This is a genomic window from Bradyrhizobium sp. CSA207 (assembly GCF_029051685.1).
Taxonomy (GTDB): domain Bacteria; phylum Pseudomonadota; class Alphaproteobacteria; order Rhizobiales; family Xanthobacteraceae; genus Bradyrhizobium.
The window spans coordinates 49,279-68,173 of record NZ_JAACFT010000018.1 but is presented as its reverse complement, the minus strand read 5'-3'; the positions used below and the strand labels follow the sequence as shown (position 1 = coordinate 68,173).

The 18,895-nt window shown below is 60.6% G+C and carries 16 protein-coding genes and 2 pseudogenes; 9 read left to right on the top strand and 9 right to left on the bottom strand.

Features of this window, described 5'->3' with window-relative positions; translation table 11 throughout:
* The first annotated feature begins 27 nt into the window (after positions 1-27).
* From GWG65_RS21130 to GWG65_RS21115, 4 genes are all read left to right on the top strand, one after another.
* Entirely contained in the window at positions 28-1,047 is a 1,020-nt protein-coding gene (locus GWG65_RS21130; protein WP_275197485.1) for a hypothetical protein, read from the top strand.
* On the top strand, positions 1,044-2,228 hold the full coding sequence (locus tag GWG65_RS21125) for an acyltransferase (RefSeq protein ID WP_275197484.1): 1,185 nt from the start codon (positions 1,044-1,046) through the stop codon (positions 2,226-2,228). The genes GWG65_RS21130 and GWG65_RS21125 overlap by 4 nt, the downstream gene beginning before the upstream one ends.
* A 1,485-nt stretch (positions 2,229-3,713) precedes the next feature.
* On the top strand, positions 3,714-5,153 hold the full coding sequence (locus GWG65_RS21120) for an undecaprenyl-phosphate glucose phosphotransferase (protein ID WP_275197483.1): 1,440 nt from the start codon (positions 3,714-3,716) through the stop codon (positions 5,151-5,153).
* A 351-nt stretch (positions 5,154-5,504) separates the two neighbouring features.
* Positions 5,505-5,744, top strand: a complete 240-nt coding sequence (locus GWG65_RS21115; RefSeq protein ID WP_275197482.1) for a hypothetical protein — start codon at positions 5,505-5,507, stop codon at positions 5,742-5,744.
* A gap of 774 nt (positions 5,745-6,518) precedes the next feature.
* On the opposite strand, the gene GWG65_RS21110 is transcribed toward GWG65_RS21115, so the two are convergent.
* Genes GWG65_RS21110 through GWG65_RS21095 form a run of 4 tightly spaced genes read right to left on the bottom strand, consistent with a single transcriptional unit; the run spans position 6,519 to position 9,768 of the window.
* A complete protein-coding gene (locus tag GWG65_RS21110) occupies positions 6,519-6,935 on the bottom strand; it encodes a DUF302 domain-containing protein (RefSeq protein ID WP_275197595.1) in 417 nt (138 codons plus the stop codon).
* A 50-nt stretch (positions 6,936-6,985) separates the two neighbouring features.
* Complete coding sequence (locus GWG65_RS21105; protein ID WP_275197481.1) at positions 6,986-7,531, bottom strand: cytochrome c; 546 nt, start codon at positions 7,529-7,531, stop codon at positions 6,986-6,988.
* Positions 7,518-8,759: a sulfite dehydrogenase gene (soxC, locus tag GWG65_RS21100; RefSeq protein ID WP_275197480.1), complete on the bottom strand. Its 1,242-nt coding sequence runs from the start codon at positions 8,757-8,759 to the stop codon at positions 7,518-7,520. The genes GWG65_RS21105 and soxC overlap by 14 nt, the downstream gene beginning before the upstream one ends.
* A gap of 4 nt (positions 8,760-8,763) precedes the next feature.
* The gene (locus GWG65_RS21095) at positions 8,764-9,768 is read right to left on the bottom strand and encodes an alpha/beta hydrolase (RefSeq protein ID WP_275197479.1); all 1,005 of its coding nucleotides are present in this window, start codon (positions 9,766-9,768) and stop codon (positions 8,764-8,766) included.
* A 182-nt stretch (positions 9,769-9,950) separates the two neighbouring features.
* Between GWG65_RS21095 and GWG65_RS21090 the strand changes: the two genes are divergently transcribed.
* The 5 genes and pseudogenes from GWG65_RS21090 to GWG65_RS21070 all read left to right on the top strand — a co-directional run.
* Positions 9,951-10,847 carry a LysR family transcriptional regulator gene (locus tag GWG65_RS21090; protein ID WP_275197478.1) on the top strand — a complete coding sequence of 299 codons (897 nt, stop codon included), beginning with the start codon at positions 9,951-9,953 and terminating at the stop codon, positions 10,845-10,847.
* Between the two features lie 494 nt (positions 10,848-11,341).
* Positions 11,342-11,911, top strand: a pseudogene (locus GWG65_RS21085) (glutathione S-transferase); the annotation flags it as partial.
* An 85-nt stretch (positions 11,912-11,996) separates the two neighbouring features.
* Positions 11,997-14,069, top strand: coding sequence for a pyridoxamine 5'-phosphate oxidase family protein (locus GWG65_RS21080; protein WP_275197477.1), 2,073 nt, complete (start codon positions 11,997-11,999; stop codon positions 14,067-14,069).
* A gap of 130 nt (positions 14,070-14,199) precedes the next feature.
* Positions 14,200-14,664, top strand: coding sequence for a DUF1348 family protein (locus GWG65_RS21075; protein ID WP_275197476.1), 465 nt, complete (start codon positions 14,200-14,202; stop codon positions 14,662-14,664).
* A gap of 22 nt (positions 14,665-14,686) precedes the next feature.
* Positions 14,687-14,830 (top strand): annotated as a pseudogene (locus tag GWG65_RS21070) (alpha/beta hydrolase); the annotation flags it as partial.
* A 147-nt stretch (positions 14,831-14,977) separates the two neighbouring features.
* On the opposite strand, the gene GWG65_RS21065 reads toward GWG65_RS21070, so the two are convergent.
* The 5 genes from GWG65_RS21065 to GWG65_RS21045 are packed head-to-tail and all read right to left on the bottom strand — an operon-like array spanning position 14,978 to position 18,721.
* A complete protein-coding gene (locus GWG65_RS21065; RefSeq protein ID WP_275197475.1) occupies positions 14,978-15,334 on the bottom strand; it encodes a Rieske 2Fe-2S domain-containing protein in 357 nt (118 codons plus the stop codon).
* On the bottom strand, positions 15,327-16,031 hold the full coding sequence (locus GWG65_RS21060; protein ID WP_275197474.1) for an ABC transporter ATP-binding protein: 705 nt from the start codon (positions 16,029-16,031) through the stop codon (positions 15,327-15,329). Before GWG65_RS21060 ends, GWG65_RS21065 begins: the two co-directional genes overlap by 8 nt.
* Positions 16,024-16,800 (bottom strand): ABC transporter ATP-binding protein, encoded by a 777-nt coding sequence (locus GWG65_RS21055; protein WP_275197594.1) that lies wholly within the window; start codon positions 16,798-16,800, stop codon positions 16,024-16,026. Before GWG65_RS21055 ends, GWG65_RS21060 begins: the two co-directional genes overlap by 8 nt.
* A 5-nt stretch (positions 16,801-16,805) precedes the next feature.
* Positions 16,806-17,852 carry a branched-chain amino acid ABC transporter permease gene (locus tag GWG65_RS21050; RefSeq protein WP_275197473.1) on the bottom strand — a complete coding sequence of 349 codons (1,047 nt, stop codon included), beginning with the start codon at positions 17,850-17,852 and terminating at the stop codon, positions 16,806-16,808.
* The gene (locus tag GWG65_RS21045) at positions 17,849-18,721 is read right to left on the bottom strand and encodes a branched-chain amino acid ABC transporter permease (protein ID WP_275197472.1); all 873 of its coding nucleotides are present in this window, start codon (positions 18,719-18,721) and stop codon (positions 17,849-17,851) included. The genes GWG65_RS21050 and GWG65_RS21045 overlap by 4 nt, the downstream gene beginning before the upstream one ends.
* Positions 18,722-18,895 lie beyond the last annotated feature (174 nt).

The following is an 18,895-nucleotide window of genomic DNA, read 5'->3' as shown; positions in this document are numbered from 1 at the left end:
AACAAGGAATGGCCGATGGACGTCTCAATGTCCGATCTTATCAGACAGAACACACGCGGGAATAGCGAAGGTTTTCCCGCAGGCGTGCCTCCGAGCTACAACTGGTACCAAGGCTGGAACGACGGGGGGCTATGGTCGCCGCCCGCAGATTTCAGCGCGGTTGAGGGTTGGGGGCAAGTCTACCCCAAGGTCGGAGCACCACCTTATTCGAATCCAAGTGCGGCGATCGAGGTCGCAAACGCGAAGACCTACGTTCGTATCAAGCAATCGGGTGAATGGGCGTTGGTACAGGACCAGTCCAAGACCCAGCTGACCGGAGGGCATTTCGTCCCGGACTTCGTTGGGAATGTGGCCATTCCTATGAAAGCAATCCCTCTGGCCGGCGCGGCCATTTCCTTCGACGCTCCTCCAGCCGGCTACAACAACCATTTTTGGTATAAAGCTCGAGGGACCTACCCAGCCGGAACCGTGGATGCCGTCTACGTTCAAATGGACATGAGGACCACCGATCCGAACTTGCATCTCGTGGCCATGGTGGGCGCAGACTGGTGGCGACACACGAAGGCCCCCTATCTTGATGATCACAGTAACAATCCAGGTATCGGCGGCAGCAACTGGATTGAGCTCTCGACCCAATGGAAGACGGTCGGCTTCTATTCCATGAGCGCGGAGGAGTTTCGCGCGGGTCCAGCCCCGCCGCTCCAGGGATCAGCGATCGACATGCCACCCGCGGCGACGCCCCCGCCCTCCCCGATGCCGACACGGGGCGGTGAGAAACTCATGGATAGCGGGTCGCTTGAGCCGACGGTTGGTTCGGGCGAGCGGAAGATTGCCAACGTCAATGACAGTTCGCATCAGGCCGCGCAAAGCTATCACCAGTTTATGGAGGCCGGTTCGCGCCTCACCTTCGCCGGCTCGATCAAAACGACCGATGCCTTGTCGAACGACTCCCTTCTGGTGCTCTCCTTGGCCTTGGGAGCATTGGTCAAAGTCCGTCGGGGCGGCTCGCCGAGCCGAGCAAGAAGGCGCTGGAGCAACGTGCCATGACTGCAAACTCGTGGAAACTGCCAGCTCTTCGCGCCGCATCCAACGAGATGCTGCACCTGGATCTGCTAAGATTCGTCGCCTCCGTCGGTATCGTCGTTCGCCATTCTTTTGAATTCTTTTTTCCGGCGGCCGTCCGGCCCACGCTGCCGAGCGGCCTCGCTTTGTTCGTCGACCTTTTTTTCGTGATCTCCGGATTCGTGATCGCGCACGTGTATCAAGGAAAAGTCGATACTCTCGCCGGTTATGGCTCATTTCTTCAGAGACGAGTCGGACGGCTCATGCCGCTCCACTGGTTGACGCTACTAATTTCCATGATTGTCTGGTCCGGATTTGTCGCGCTCGGCAAGGCGGGGACTCACGAACCGACTTTCGAGCTTCGCTGCATCGCAGAGACTGCACTTCTCCTGAACGCAATGGCGATCTGCGGCAATGGAATTTCGTTTAGCAGCGTGTCTTGGTCGATAGGCGCCGAGATGGTGATGTATCTGATGTTTCCGCTTTTCGCCTGGGCGGGCCTGAGATCAAGGTTCGGACTTCTCGTGGCAGCTGTCCTTACTCTTGTTGCTGCTATTGTCGTCGACTTGGCCCAGAACGCAGTCGATCGCTCGTGGGTAGATGTGTGGCCGCCTTTCAGGGCGCTCCCCTCCTTCATGATTGGAGTCTCCCTGTTCCACTTTCGAGACAAAATCAGCGTGATTCCTGCGCCCGGGCGCTTGTTGCTATTGTCCTTCGTGCTGCTGCTGGCCTCAATGATTACGTATGTTCCCCACCTGGTTGCACTTGGGCTCGTCTATGTCGTAGCGATCGCCGCGGTCGCAGCCGACACGCAGCGGATCGTGCCAACATTTGTGAGCCGCCTAGCTCCTCTTGGGCAACTCACCTACTCACTTTACATGTGGCATTCTCTCATCATTTTGATTGTCATGAATGCGGTTGCTGACAAGCTGGTTCACGCTTCCACCAGCTCGATGTCCGCATTCTGCGCGATGTGCTACGCGATCATCTTCGCGATTGCGTATCTCTCGTACTTCTTTATCGAGACTCCAGCACGGCGCTATATCGACAATCTTGGCTCGAGACAGGCGCGTGCGACCCCGTCGGCGTCTTGGTATTCAGCTACAAACGGTCTCACTATCGGACAAGCCGAGCGTAACAGCACGCGCCTGCGCAATAACCTATAGTTGTTTGATGCCATAACTTGTCGAACACTCGCACCAGTGCGTGCGAACGGTGGGCAACGCCTGGCTGTCATGGCCTGCAACACGTCGCCACGTGGCCCTGCCAAATAAATCGAACGCACGACGTCCCAGTCTTGCAGCTCCGACTAACGGCCCTGCCGTCGTCAGTGACCTCAGTTCCAATCGTTCAGCCAATTGACGTTCGTCAAGTCGGCCACGTATTCGATGCCTACGGTATAGGCGGAAAAGCTTAACTGATTATGGGTCGGTACTTATGTCTGGCGCTCATCATTTTTCCGCTCTGCACGTGCTGCTCACAACACCTGGATGTGCGGTCCGCACCCTTCGGCGGTTCCAGACTTGGCTCTTGCCAATCGGATTGGCTGCGTTTTTTGTGGCCACTCCAGAAGGCTCCGTTTCGTCAAGCGAAGCCGTCGCGGCCGGGCTCTCGCTGAATGTCATCGAGCAAAATACTCCAGGTTACAGCGAGGCATTTCCCGCCGGCGCTCCCAAAACGTCATCATGGTGCAACGGCACCTCCAAACCTGATGACGGTGGCCCCCCTGCGGACTTCACGGCCGTCACAGGACTAGCTTCGGTCTTTCCAACATTTGGGGCGACCCAACCCGCCAATTCGGACGGAAAGATCCTCGTGGCAAATGGAAAGACGTATGTACGCCTCCGCGCCACAAAGGAATGGGCCCTCGTGCAAGACCAGAATGAAAACGAGATCGTTGGAGCCCACTTTGACGCTATGGCTCCCAAGAATTTGGCCATCCAAATGAAGGTCGAGGTGCAAGCCGATGGAGGCACCCTTGTCGGCAGTCCTCCGCCTGGCCGCAACGACCTGATGTGGATGGTGAGACGAGGCAGCTTCGCTGCCGGAAGCGTGGATGCAGTGTACGTGCAGATGGACATGAGAACGTCGGATCCGAACATGAAGGTTGTCGCCAACATTGGAGCCGACTGGTGGCGAGCCCCGGATTCGCCGCATAGTGGCGTTAACAATCGAGGGGCTGGCAACAGCAACTGGGTCGAACTGTCAGCAGATTGGTCTACCCTCTATTTCTTTTCCGGGAGCACCTCGCAATTTACTGCGGACCCCCCTCCACCGTTGACCGAGTCGCCACCTCCGACACGACCCGCGAGCATGCGGCGCGCCCCAAATTCCCCATCGCCGTGCCTGCGCGTCCTGGCACCTCGATAACGGCTTGCGTGAATCACTCGGCATCGGTGAGCTTGCGAATTAAGCCGCGCTGAATATGGATCGAGAGACGGTCGTCGACGTCGCGTCCTCATGACATATCTCTGCGCTCACGAACCTTCCTTCTGCTGTCTCATCATGAAGCGCCGGATCTCGCGGTTGAGATTCGTCAAGTTCATGGGACGCATGGAGCAATATCCTTCTGCTGATCTACGGGCGCGAGGGACGAATGATCGTTAAAGGTAATGAATTGCTGCAGCTAGTCTTTTCGAAAGAGGCTCTCGATGTCCTCAGCCACATACGGTTCCAAGCATTTATCTCCTACAGTCACCGGTCGTAGCCCCTCGCTGCAAGGACCGTTTCAAATCGTCATCATGGCGGGCGATTTCCTGCTGGTTCTGCTCAGCTATGTCTGCGCTTCCCTCGCTCATCGTGAACTCATGGGAATTCCGGCCGACCATGAACTTTCAGTGGGCGCTGGCTCGATCGTGGCCATGCTATTTGTCACGATTGCTTTCGTTCAAGGCGGCTACGACCGCCACAATCTGCTAAATGCGAGATGGCAATCGCGCAAAGTCCTTCTTGTCTGGGTCTTGTCACTGACAATTCTTGCGGTCGCTGCTTTCCTGTTGAAATCGACGGCCGTTCTGTCCCGCGCCACCATCATTTTGTTCGCGGCAATGGGCCTCATTAGTCTGGGCGCACACCGCGCGGTCTGGCGCCTCGTCTTGACTTCATCCTTTGCCAGGGGCCACTCCTTCAAGCGGCGGGTCGTGTTGCTCAGCCAAAGACCCCTCGATTTCACCTCCAGCCGCTTCAAGGATTTGCGCAAGAACGGTTTTGAGGTCGTGCATCACGTCGTGCTGAATTTGACGCCGCAGCACGACGACGCAGCGTGGGACCGGGATGTTCTCCAGATCGTTCGAGAGTCTCGTGCTGCGGAAGCAGATGAATTTCTCCTCGCTTTCGACTGGAACGAACTTCCAACATTACAAAAGCTGAGCCAACGGTTGCGCCAGGTACCAAATGCCATCCGCTTGCTGCCTGATTTCGCGATCGCGGACCTCGTGTCACGGCCTTTCGTGCCCATAAGCGGCACGATGGCGATCGAACTCCAGCGCGCCCCTCCTTCAATCGCTGAACGTGCCCTGAAACGCGGCCTCGATGTCAGCTTGGCCTCTCTAGGGCTGTTGTGCATGGCCCCGCTGCTGATCATGACAGCGATTCTGATCAAGCTGGACTCGCCGGGCAGCGTCATTTTTCGTCAAACACGCCGCGGATTCAACGGCGGGCTGTTCGATATCTGGAAATTTCGCAGCATGACGGTTTCGGACAATGGCCCGGAGATTAGACAGGCAAGCAAACGGGATGCGAGAGTTACCAGGATCGGGCGTCTCTTGCGCAAGACGAGCATCGACGAATTGCCTCAGCTCTGGAATGTCCTGCGCGGAGAAATGTCGTTGGTTGGCCCGCGCCCGCACGCGCTTGCGCACGACAACTACTACAATCAGATGATCAGCAACTACGCTTATCGCCACCACGTGAAGCCTGGCCTAACTGGCTGGGCCCAAGTCAACGGCTTCCGTGGTGAGACACCAACCATCGACTTGATGAAAAAGCGCGTCGAATACGACGTCTGGTATGTGACCAATTGGAGCATCTGGCTGGATCTTCGCATTTTAATCCGTACCGCGATTGTGCTTTCGAGCCAGGATGCTTATTGAGATCGCGATTCAGGTGTTCATTTCGCGATGGCGTTGTGCTGGCGGGTAGAAGAAGCTTTCGCTCCTGAACCGTGGCAGTGAAGGACAATCAAGCCGCAATGGCAGCATCAAGCGAAGTGTAGAAGCGTGGGTTGTAACTATCTCGCCGAGGGCTGGGCTTGCGCGCCCTTGGTCCTCGGATAAGGATGACTCTAGGCGAAATGCGCTAGTGGCGCGCAGGCCATGTTCGGCTTTTGCCATGCCTACAGACGGCCACAACATTTACTTGGCTCGTGAGCGGATCCCGGCGAATGTTATGGCGCCACCAGCTTAGAGAAGTAAGAGCACGCAGATAGCTTATAGAGGCAGATCATGGGGAAGGCGGCCAATAACGAGATTCGGAGGGTCCGAGCAAGGTTCTTTGGCAATCTGAGCGCCGGGGCTGCGATCGTTGGGATAACGATGATGCTCGCGCCATTTTTCTTTCAGTCCATGCGGGAGTTGCATTTGAAAGCAATGGTGTTGACCGCCTGCCCGGTCATTTTGCTTTTGATCCTCTCGTGGAGCTGGAACCTCAAAGCGATGGATATTGCGGCCGAGATCGAGGACTAGACGTAATCCCCCGCGGATCGCCGCGGGAAACCGAAGTCAATTGACAGGTCGGAAAGTATCCCTTCGAGATGAGGTGATAGTCCCGGCTGATAAGAAGACGCGCACCTCGCGGGCGACAATTTGTCACCGAGTCGGTTTTGACATCCATCAGATTTAGGAGATCCAAACTTCGTACGAACGGCCGGCAATTAACCGCGGCGTTTGAAATTGAATTGGGCGGCGTACACTCTCGATTGGACCCTTCAAACTGGCGCCTCGGTCTGGTTGACGAGCAACACCAGGTCGCGAGGCCTTCCGCCAGTAGGCATCGATTTGCCTATCCTCTTGGGGGATGCCACGATCATATACGGCACTGTGCTTGCCTCATCACTCTCTGCCGTTGTTCTCGAACTGGACAGCGGCCATCTCCGGCGGCTCACTCCAGCGACTTTCCCTTTCCCCTCACCTCGATTCCTGGGCTCAGAATGGATTGTGCAGCGGCGCGTCTAGCAGGGGACAGGTTTGCTCATTAACGCCTATCCCAGGCGCGCACTTGCCCCAGCCATGGCCGGGTAACATCAACTGATCGATGCGGTCGCCAGTACTCGGGGCGTCGGCCAGGCACACCTGTTCGCCAGCATGAACTATTCCATGCGGGTCTGGCTCGATACCCAGCAGCTCACCAGGAAGTTGAACTGCGTTGACGGAAATCGTTCGACCGCCGGCGCGCCTGGCGTTTTCGCAAGAAGCGATCCAAAATCCAATCGGCTAGCGGATCGTTCCGCCTGAAACTTGTCAGGGCGCGGTGGCCTTCGCTGCGATTGACTTCAAGGCGCCAGACATCGCTTCGGTGACGGGTTTGCGGGCCTCGCCAAGGCCATGACGGCGCGCTAGGGAGGCGGGATCATTATACGATAGGTGAGTGAGGCCTGTTTCATCTTGCCAAACCAGCGCTTTTAGCGGCAGGTCAATGCCGATCGTTTGCACCGATTGCATCAGCGGAGTGCCGCCCTTGGCCGCGCCGAAGATCAACAGATCCGTCGGGCGCAGCGACAGACCGACCTCAGCGGCGCCGGCAGCATGGTCGATGTGAGCAAATACCGTCATTCCCCTGGCACGGACCTCGGCCTCCAGCCGCATCATGGTTTCACTCGGACCGAAAGCGCTACGCAGCGTGACCAACCCGTCGGCGGATATGACACTATCTCCCATCAATATTGCTGCGATCAAGACCAGGATGACGGTTCTTGCCGAGTTCAAGCTTATCTCTTCCTGAACAGCTTGGCCGGATCGAACTCCGGATCCGGCACGAAACCGTCCCGGTTGGGCATGCTCACCTTCGGCAGGCTGTCCCGATCGAGCTTGCCGTCAGGCGGCAGAATGCCATTCAAGCTCAGGATGTAAGCAGCAACCGCGTAGGTGTCGTCGTTGCTGAGCGAACCTGGTGCCTGGTAGGGCATCGCCCGGTGGATGTAATCGAACAGCGTTGTGGCGTATGGCCAATAGCTGCCCACGGTTTTCACGGGCAAGCCAGACGCGAGCGTGCCCTGCCCGCCGGCCAGACGGTCCTTGATCCCGCCTACTCCGCCGTCACCATGGCACGCCGCACAGTTCTCGGCGAAGACCTGCTTGCCCTGCACAACCGTCCCGCTTCCCGGTGGCAACCCCTTGCCGTCCGGCCTGACGTCGATGTCCCACAGCGCGATTTCGTCGGGCGTGGCCGGACGACCGAAATCAGATGCGATGACGGGCGAGCCGAGAGCGAGCGCGATCGCTCCTGCGAAAAATGCAGTTCTAATCGAGAACATTGCGGACCTTTCCGGTCTCGTCGATGCTCCAGGTTTGCTGAGCGTGGTAGTGAAACAGCGCGTTGGTTCCCACCTCAGCGATGAAGGATTTTCGATCGGGCTGAACCTTGCCTTTGTCGTCTGTCGAACGGCTTACGATCTTTGTCGGTTTGCCGTCCCAGGTCCAATCCATCTGAAATCGGGTCTGCGCTTTGGGCAGGGCAGGCAGATTGAGTTCGGCCTCCTTCCAACTCTTCGCGCCGTCGGTGGAGATCTCCACCTTCGCGATCTTGCCGTGACCGCTCCAGGCGAGACCCGTGATGCGATTATACCCTGGCTTGATCGTCATCGTTCCGGAGGGCGAGGTAATCGCCGAATTGGTTTCCATACGGAGCTGAAACTGGATCGCCTTCCCGTTCGCCTGAAGCTGCGTGTAGCGCGCCGTTTCCCATCGCGTCATCCAGGGCCGATCGCCGAATTCGAGCCGGCGCAGCCATTTTATGTTGAGGTTGCCTTCGAAGCCGGGCATCACCAGACGCAACGGAAAGCCGTGCGCCGGTCGCAGCGGCTCGCCGTTCTGGCCGTAGGCCACGAACGCCTCATTCAGGATCTCGTCGGTGAGCGGGATGCTGCGAGCCACGCCGGCCGCGTCGCTACCCTCGGCCAACATCCAGGTCGAATCGCGATCTTTGGCGACCAGGTCAATGAGAAACCTCAGAGGAACGCCGGTCCATTCGTTGGTGCTGACCAGACCATGGGTGTTCTGAACCGTGAGGTTCTCATCGGCCCTGTGCCAATTCTCCCAGCCATTGCCGGTGCATTCGATGAAGACCGTGCGCGACACCGACGGCATCGCCTTCAGATCATCCACGTTGAACACGAGAGGCTTGCGGACCATGCCATGCACGAGCAACCGGTGCTTCGCCGGATCGAGATCCGGCACCCCCGAGTGGCTGCGCTCGTAGTGCAGATCCGTCGGCGTGATGCTGCCGACCAATTTGTCTAGCGGCGCCTTCGAATTGATCGCGTCACTCGGATCGACGTTGCGCTTGCCAGGGCCCGCTTCGGGAATGCGGCCGATCTTCACATATTTCGACCGCTCACTATGGCCGCTGAGATCCGCGCCGACCGCGCGCGCCGGCACGTCGGCGAGGGTGTCGGCGATAGCCTGGCCGGCCGCGACGCTTGCCGCCAGGCCGGTGGAGGTCGCGATGAAATGCCTGCGGGAGGGTCTGCCGTGTTGGCTCATCGGCTCAGGAGGCAAGCTTGCGGCCAAGGAAATCGCGGATGAGGGGCACCATCTCGTCGGCCTTGTCCTCGAGCGCGAAGTGCCCGGTATCGATCAGATGAAACTCGACCTTCGGCAGGTCGCGCTTGTAGGGGTGGGCGCCGTCCGCCGGGAAGATCTTGTCGTTCTTGCCCCAGACGATCAGCGTGGGCGGCTGATGCTTGCGCAAATAGGCCTGCACCTTGGGATAGAGCGGCAGGTTGGTGCGGTAGTCGTAGAACAGATCCATCTGGATCTCGGCGTTGCCGGGACGGTCCAGGAGGGCTTGGTCATGCACCCAATTGTCGGGCGAAACGCGGGTCACGTCGCTGACCCCATCGGTGTACTGGAACTTGGTGATCTCCGGCGTAACCAGCTGGTACAGCGCCTTGCGATGCTCTTCGGAGTGGTCGGCCCAGTAGGCCTTGATCGGGTCCCAGAATTCTTTCAAACCTTCGTCATAGGCGTTACCGTTCTGCACGATGAGGGCCGTCACACGCTCGGGATGCTTGAGCGCCAGGCGCCAGCCAACCGGCGCGCCGTAGTCCATGACGTACATGGCGAAGTTACGGACGCCCAGCTGATCGAGCAGCCCGTCAACCAGCTCCCCAAAGCGGTCGAAAGTGTAGGCGAACTTGGTCCGGTCGGGCATATCGCTCTGGCCATAGCCGGGATAATCGGGAGCGATGACGTGATAGCGATCGGCAAGCTCTGGAATGAGATTGCGAAACATGTGTGAGGACGTCGGGAAGCCGTGCAGGAGCAACACGACCGGAGCTCCCTTCGGCCCGGCCTCGCGATAGAAGGTCTTGATGCCGTCGACCGTCTTGGTGCGATGATAAGTGACGATCGGCGGCTTGCCACCGGGCGCTGCGTTCGCCACGGACACGTTCTGTGAAACGGCTGCGGCCGCAGTCAACAGCGGCAGGCCCAAAGCAAAACGCCGGCGGCTCAGGGCGGCAAGCGGGCCGAACAAACGAACGTCCTTCATGTCGAATTCCGGGTCCAGAGTGAGCTTTAATCTTGTCGACACATGCTGCTTCCCATGCCGCGACCTAGTCACTCACAGCCGTTCGACAGATCGCCGATACGATGCGACGTACCGCATTGCGCCACCGCGGTGCAGCCCATATAAATGAGAAGGAACTTTCGCAAATTTGGGAAGGTGGGCAGATGGATCGCCTCGAGGCGATGTCGGCGATCATTGCAGTAGCGGAGACCGGCAGCATCTCGGCGGCATCGCGCCGTCTCAAATTGCCGGTTGCGACCATCAGCCGGAAAGTCTCCGAGCTCGAAGCCCGCCTCAAAGCCCAGCTGTTTCAGCGTACCTCGCGCCGAATGACCTTAACCGACGCCGGACGTTCCTACATCGAAGCCTGCAAGCGCATTGTCGAGCAGGTCGAGGATGCCGAGCGGGAGCTATCCGGCGAGTACCGCCTGCCAAAGGGCGAGATGGCGGTAACGGCACCGTGGGGGCTCGGCCACACCCACTTGCTGCCGCACACGATCGAATTCCTCGACGCCCATCCGGACATTTCGCTAAGGCTGAAGTTGACCGACGCAGTCGTAAACATCACCGATGAGAATATCGATGTCGCGATCCGTATCGGTCCCCTGCCGGAGAGCAGCATGATCGCGACGCGGATCGGATCGATCCGTATCGTCGTCTGCGCAAGCCCCTCATACCTGAAGACGCACGGACGGCCGAAAACGCTCGGCGATCTAGCGAAACATCAGTGCATCACGATCGACGATCATGCCGCAGCTACGGCCTGGAGGTTCGTCTCCGGCAATCGTACCAGGGCGGCACCGATCAGGTCGCAGCTCTGCGTGAATACGTCCGAAGCCGCGGTGCTCGCCGCCATCGATGGCGCTGGCCTGGCGCGAGTGATGTCCTACAAGATGGATGGCGCAATGCGCGAGCGAAAGCTCGATATCGTCCTCGATGAATTCGAGCCGACGCCGCTGCCGGTACACATCCTCTACCCACCGCGCAAGCCGATGCCAATCAAACTTCGCACCTTTCTCAATTGGATGACGCCGCGCCTAAAAGAGCAATTCACCCTTTGATACTACCGGCAACGTCTTACTGCCGCGTCCAGGCGTGCCCTTTGTGACGTTCGCCACTGCGGCCTTGGCAGGCCCGCGGCCCGCCCGGTCAGAGCGACCTCCCTCTCCAGCCACTAGGTCTCGAATGCCGCAGTTTCCTCCTGGAGGCGGTCTCGTAGCCGGGGCCGCAAAGTCGAAGAATGCGCGCGATTTCTTGGGCAGCATTTGCTGGCCAGCATGCATGAGGCTGACCGGCCAGGCGAGCAGCTCATAGCTTCCGCGAGCGACGTTCTAAATCAGGTATCAGCGAGCAACTGGCGAACCGGTCTCAACGGTTGAGGATTTGCTCCAGGGTGCACCCAGATCGGCGGATACCAAGCGCAAGCGCACCGGATAATTGCGTTCGCTGCAATAATGAAGTGCTGAAACGGAGCATTCTCACCAGATCGCCCTTGGGACAACGTGCACTGGCGGCAACGGGAATTGACCCAGCCATCGAATTCAGGAACACGACTATGAAGCTCTACTATCATCCCTTGTCCGGCCACTCGCACCGCGCCCGGCTCTTCATCTCTCTACTGGGAGAGCCATTCGAACTGATCGCAGTCGACCTGAAATCAGGCGCGCACAAGAAGCCCGAATTTCTCTCGCTCAATCCCTTCGGCCAAGTGCCAGTGTTGGATGACGATGGCATCGTCGTCTCGGATTCGAACGCCATCCTAGTCTATCTCGCCAAGAAGTTCGATCGAAAGGATTGGCTGCCGGGGGATCCAAGGGCCGCCGCGCAAATTCAGCGCTGGCTCTCGGTTGCAGCTGGCGAAGTCGCCTTTGGCCCCGCGGCGGCACGGCTGATCACGGTGTTCGGCGCCAAACATAATCCCGAGGACGTCATCGGCCGAGCCCATGTCCTGCTGAGGCGGCTCGAAACTCATCTGACGGATGCTGACTGGCTTGTCGGCGAAGGTCCGACGATCGCGGATGTGGCGCTTTACAGCTACGTGGCGCGCGCTCCGGAAGGCAATGTCGATCTATCCGGCTACGCCCGCGTCAACGCCTTCCTGCGCCGCATCGAGGCCCTGCCGGGCTTGTCGGCCTCTCCGCCGCTGCGTAAGGACGTGCCGCGGGCGCGTTTGCGGCGCGCCCGCTCTCAACGCAGAAGGAACTGGCACGATGAACGATCAAGGGTCGGCGAAAAGGCTCGATACCTGGCATCCCGGCGAAATAGCGATCCAGGCCAGGGTCGGCGTTGCCGACCGGATGGAGATCGTCGGTCGGCGCGTGGTGCGGGATCATATGCCTGATCAGCATCGCGATTTCTATGCAAAGCTCCCATTCATCGTCCTGGGGAGCGTCGATGCGAACGGAGATTCCTGGGCCACGTTTCTCGAGGGAACGCCGGGCTTCATGAACTCGCCAACGCGGACGACGCTCGAAATCGCCGCCTGGCCCGATCCCACCGACCCGGCGAGCGTTGGCATGGCCGATGGAAGCGCCCTCGGCCTTCTCGGGATCGAGATGCACACGCGGCGGCGAAATCGCATGAATGGCCTTCTTCGCATCGCCGGCAACGGCTTCGCCGTCGAGGTCGACCAGAGCTTCGGAAACTGTCCCCGCTACATCCAGCTGAGGGATTTCGCATTCGACCGCGACCCGGGCCGGGCGTTCGCTGGTGTCGTCGAGGACATGTCCGGGCTTGATTCAGCTGCGCATGCGATAATTGAAGCCGCGGACGCCTTCTTCGTTGCGTCCTATGTGGATCGCGAGGACCGTCGCCAAGTCGATGTGTCACATCGCGGCGGCAAGGCTGGTTTCGTGCGCGTAGCCGAGGACGGAACGCTGACTATTCCTGATTTCGATGGGAACCTTTTCTTCGCGACCCTCGGCAACATCCTGCTGAACGGCAAGGCCGGACTTCTGTTCGTCGACTTCACAACGGGCGACATGTTGCAGATGACCGGCGATGCGGAAGTGCTGTTGGAGTCGCCGGAAATCGCAGCGTTTCAGGGGGCTGAGCGGTTATGGACGTTTCGCGCCCGACGGATCGTGCGCAGGCGCGGTGCACTGGCTCTGCGTTGGACGTACACTGAGGATGGCCGGTCGCCGAGTTCGTTGATGACCGGCGACTGGGACCACGCGGCCGACCGTCTGCGCGCAGCCGAGCTTGCGACGCGCTGGCGCCCGCTCAAGGTCACCAAGGTCGTCGACGAGAGCGCGTCGATCCGCTCCTTTCACCTGCAGCCGGACGACGGCGCGGGGCTTCTCCCTCACCAGGCCGGCCAGCACCTGCCCATTCGGGTCACGCTTCCAGGCACCGATAAGCCCGTGCTACGGACCTATACGCTGTCTGTCGCCCCTTCCGATGGGATCTACCGGATCAGCGTCAAGCGCGACGGCGTCGTTTCGAGCCACCTGCACGATTTCATCCGCGTGGGCGACATCATTGAAGCGCGCGCACCGGCCGGAGAATTCACGATCGACGCGCGCGCCACGCGCCCGGCGGTGCTTTTGGCCGGCGGCGTGGGTGTCACGCCAATGCTTGCGATGTTGCGACACATCGTCTACGAGGGACTTCGCAAGCAGCGGATCCGCCCTACGGTCTTCTTCCACGCCGCGCGCTCGAAGCAGGACCGCGCCTTTGACAGGGAGCTGGCCGAGCTGGTGGAAGCGGCGCAAGGGGCCGTGAAGCTCGTTCGGGTGCTCAGCGACGCGTCCGGTGCCCGGGAGGGCCTGGACTATGATGCGCCCGGCCGGATCGACATGACGCTCCTCACGCGATTTCTACAATTCAACGACTACGAATTCTACCTGTGCGGCCCAACCCAGTTCACTCGAGCATTGTATGATGGGCTGCGAGTGTACAACATCGCGGACGGCAGAATCCACGCCGAGGCGTTCGGGCCCTCTTCGCTGAAGCGGACCGCCGATGTAGGCGCGGCGGCGCCTGCGAACAAGCCGCCTTCCTCAAACCCTGTACCGGTCGCTTTCATGAACTCGCTGAAGGAAGCGCGTTGGACGCCTCAGTCGGGGACATTGCTCGACCTCGCGGAGGCCCGCGGGCTTTCACCAGAGTTCAGTTGCCGTGCCGGCACCTGCGGCACATGCAAGACGAAGTTGCTTGCCGGCACCGTCACTTACGTGAACGAGCCCGCGGCGAAGATTGCTGACGATGAAATCCTGCTTTGCTCCGCCGTGCCTGCAGAGCTGGCGGGGCAAGACGACAATCGAATTCAACTCGCCCTTTGAAAGCGGCGCTTCTCAACACCGGAAGACCGGCGCATCCCACGCAACAGTCCAACAGTCTCTTCCTGGGTTTCGCAGTCCAAACACGCAAGCACATCGATCACCCTCAACGCACGATCAAAGGAGAATTGAAATGTCTCGCCCCCCGCTGCCGCCGTTCAACGAACAGAGCGCCGTCGAGAAGGTCCGATTGGCCGAGGATGGCTGGAATAGCCGCGATCCCGCCAAGGTCGCGCTGGCTTATACGGTCGACACCCACTGGCGCAATCGCGCGGAGTTCGCCAACGGCCGCGAGGAGGCACAGGCCTTTCTGACCCGCAAGTGGAATAGGGAGCTCGATTATCGATTGATCAAGGAGCTCTGGACGTTCGCCGGCAACCGCATTGCAGTGCGCTTTGCCTATGAGTATCACGACGACAGCGGCCAGTGGTTTCGTGCCTACGGTAACGAGAACTGGGAATTTGCTGAGGACGGCTTGATGCGCACACGTCACGCGAGCATCAACGAACACCCAATCTCCGAATCCGAACGGAAGTTTCGTTGGCCGCTGGGCCGCCGGCCCGACGATCATCCGGGGCTGAGCTATTTCGGCTTCTAGCAACTCAGAGCGTTTTCTCGATCTCAAGCTCACCGATGAAGAGATTGCCGGGCTTTCGCCGCTTCGCCTGCCGCTAACGCACAAGCGACTCGATATCGCCTATGGCAGCAATGAGCTCCCGGCAATCGTCTGCGATTCAATCAATCTTCACGAGAGACGCGCGGCCCCGGCTGCTGGACTAAAAGCGCGAAAACAACCCCCATGCACAGTAGGGGTGTCGTTGTTTCCAAAGGCAAATCCGCACCGCGTCTAAAGGCAAATCGACGTCACGCCCCATCTTTGACTCGTCGGGCAAAACAGGGGCACAATGCCATCATCGCCCCGACTGTCCCGCCCCCGCATCAATCCAGACTTGCTGTCCCGTGACCCGGACGGAAAAGAGCCGCAACGGCGGACTTGGCCAACCCGAAGAGATGCAGCCGTCGCGCAGATCGAACGATGCTGCGTGACGGGGACAAAACAGATGTCCCGCCGCCACCTGTCCAAGACCGAGGTCCGCCTGTTCGTGCGGGCACGCGCGCTCGCAGGCGGCGACCTCGCCATCGTTCCAGATCACGAGCATGTCGAGCCCGGCCACGCGGACGCAAACGATCGTCTCTGCCTTCAGCCGATCCAGATCACAGACCGCGATCCACCCGGATTCGTCTGGGCGGACCGTCACATCATCCACCAAGATAGGCCTTGCGCACATGCTCGTTCTCGATCAGCTCGGCGCCGGCCCCGGACAGCACGATGCGGCCGTTCTCGAGCAGGTAGGCGTGATCGCACATATCCAGCGCCGCGAACGCGTTCTGCTCGACCAGGAGCACCGTGGTGCCAGCATCGCGGATGCGGCGGATGATCGCAAAGGTCCGCTCGACGATGTTGGGGGCAAGCCCGAGCGATGGCTCGTCGAACATGATCAGCCGCGGCCGCGACATCAGAGCACGTCCGATCGCAAGCATCTGCTGCTCGCCGCCGGACAGCGTGCCGGCGGCCTGCCGGCGCCGCTCGGCAAGCCGCGGGAATTCCGCGTAAATGCGATCGCGATCGGCCGCGATCTCGCCGGAGCCGCTCCGCAAGTAAGCGCCCATGTCGAGATTTTCCTCGACACTCATGTGCGGGAACACCCGCCGCCCTTCCGGGCAATGCGCGATCCCGCTTGCCAGCACGCGTGGTGGCCGGGCTCCGGTGATGTCGAGGCCCTCGAAACGCATCTGACCGGAGCACGGCGGCACCAGTCCCGAAATGGCCCGCAGCGTCGTGCTCTTGCCGGCACCGTTGGCGCCGATCAGGGCCACCAGCTGACCGGCCTTCACGTCCAGCGAGATGCCGCGCAGGGCGGTGACGCCGCCATAGCCGCACACCATGTCCCGGATTTCAAGCACGTGCCGCGCCATGTCCGAGATAGGCCTCGATCACGGCCGGATCGTTGCGGATCACCTCGGGCGTCCCCTCGGCGATGATGCGGCCATAGTTCAGCACCACGATGCGGTCCGAGACCGTCATCACCATCGGCATGTCGTGCTCGACCAGCAGGATCGTGATGCCGCGGTCGCGGATGCCGCGGATGAGCTCGACAAACCGGTGCGTCTCCGAGGCATTCATGCCCGACACCGGCTCGTCGAGCAGCAGCATCGAGGGCTCCGCAGCGAGCGCGAGCGCGACGCCGACCAGACGCTGCTCGCCATAGGAGAGCGAGCCGGCCGCATCGTGGGCGCGGCGTTCAAGGCCGACCCATTCGATCAGCTCGCTTGCGCGCTGTCGCAGCTTGCGCTCCGAGGCGCGTGCGCGCGGCAGCCCGAGGATGGCATCGAGCAGCCGGACCCTGCCCTGGCGGTGCAACCCGATCATGAGATTGTCATACACAGTGTCGTTGGGAAACACGCTGGTACGCTGGAAGGTGCGGATCAGGCCGAGATCGGCGATCTGATGCGGCTTCAATCCGTTGAGCGCGGTGCCCTGATAGGTGACGCGCCCGGCGCTGGGCTCCAGGAAACCGGTCATGACGTTGAAGGCCGTGGTCTTGCCGGCGCCATTCGGCCCGATCAGACTGAGGATCTCGCCCCCGCCCACAGTGAAACTCATGTCCGAGATCGCGACGAGCCCGCCGAAGCGCACCGCGACCTGGTCGACCGTCATGGCAACGGCACGCATCGTCATCACACCCGCTCCTTGACGCCGGTGTCGGCCAGCGCGACCGGCGGCAGCGCGGTCTTCCCGCTTCGTCTAGCGGCAAAGCGTTGGGCCAGCGATGGAACGATGCCGCGCGGCAGCACGAACAGAATGGCGATCAGCACGCCGCCATAGGCGATCCACTGCGCTTCAGGAGCCATGATCGGACGCAGCGCGACCGGCAGCAGCCCGAAGATCAGGCCTCCGACGACGGGACCGGCCAGCGAGCCCTTGCCGCCGCTGATGACCATGATCACCATGGTGACGGTGTTGATGAAGGCAAACACCTCGGGATCGATGATCCGGATATAGTGGGCATAGAGGCTGCCGGCCGCGCCTGCGATCGCGGCCGATATCACCGCCGCCAGCGTCAGCGTCCTGGTCACGTCGATGCCGACGGAGACTGCCAGTGTTTCATTCTCCATCAGTCCGCGCATCGCTCGGCCGAAATGCGAATGAACGAGGCGCGCGATCAGGAGATAGGCGATCAGCCCCACCGCCAGCACGAGGTAATAGTTCTGCAGCTTGGTGCGCAGTGTCAGCTCGCCAAGGCCAGCCAAAGGCAGCGCAATCGAGGGGATGTTGGTCAGCGCCAGAGGCCCTTGCGTCAGATCGACCCAATTTAACGCGACCAGCCGGACGACCTCGGCAAAGGAGATCGTCACGATGACGAAATAAGCGCCGCGGACCCGGAACGAGAGCAGCCCGACGAAATAGCCGCACGTTCCCGCGATCAGGATCGCGAGCACGAATCCCAGGATCGGCGGCCACGGCTCATGAACCAGCCGAAAGCCGCCGGGCAGTCCGATGTCGAAGCCGAGCGATGTCAGCGCGCTGACATAGGCGCCGATGCCGAAGAAGGCGATGTGACCGAGGCTCAGCTGCCCGGTGAAGCCGAGCAGCAGGTTGAGACTCATCGCGCCGATGACGAAGATCCCGGTCGTGATCAGCGCGTTCAGGAGATAGGGATCGCGCAGCCAGAGCGGCACAGAAGCCAACGCTGCGACGGCAAGAATGGTGAGACCTGCCCTCATCCGACGCGCTCCGAGCGCGCGAACAGTCCGGTCGGCTTGAAGATCAGGACCGCGATGATGATCACGAAGCCCATGGCGTCGCGGTAACCGGACGAGACATAGCCGGCGCCGAGCTCCTCCGCCAAAGCCAGGATAAAGCCGCCGATCACCGCTCCCGTGATGTTGCCGAGGCCGCCGAGGATGACGATGGCGAACGCCTTGACGGCGGCGAGATCGCCCATCTGCGGAAAGATCACATAGACCGGCCCGAGCAGCGCGCCCGCGGCAGCCGCAAGACTGGAGCCGATCGCGAAGGTCGAGGTGTAAATCAGATCGACATTGACCCCCATTAGCGAGGCCGTGTCGTCGTCCTGAAACGTTGCCCTCATCGCACGGCCAAGTCTGGTCCGGTTGATCAACAGGTACGTCACCAGGATCAGGAATGCCGCTGCCGCCAGCACGAACAGGCGCAGCCAGGACACCGAAACCGGTCCGAGCACCAGCGGGGCCTCCGGAAACGGTGTTGCAACCGATTTCGCGACGCCGCCCCATATCCACAACGCGCCTGATTGCATTGCGATCCAGGCGCCGATCATGACCAGCATCGTGGTGTCGATGTCGGAGCCGCGCAGCGGCCTCAGCAGCGTCAGCTCGATGGCCGCACCTAACAGCCATCCGGCCAGCACGGCCACGGGCAACGCCAGGAAGAAGTTCAGCCCGAGCTGATGCACCACGATGAACATGATGTAGGCGCCGAACGTGTACAAAACGCCGTGCGTGAAGTTCACGACGTTCATGATGCCGAAGATCAGCGTGAGCCCGATGCCCAGCAGCGCATAAGTGCCGCCGAGCACGAGCATGTTGACCAGATGCTGTAGGAATTCGCTCAAAGCCGTTCCCGAATGACTCGTAGTAAAGTAGGGCTATCGCATATGACAGCGGGAGGCCGCCGGATGAGCTCAGCCTGCATGGTTCGAGACGCCCGCTTTGGCGGGCTCCTCACCATGAGGGTCTAATATCTCGCCGCAAAACGCGACCTCATCCTGAGGGCCCGCCGTAGGCGG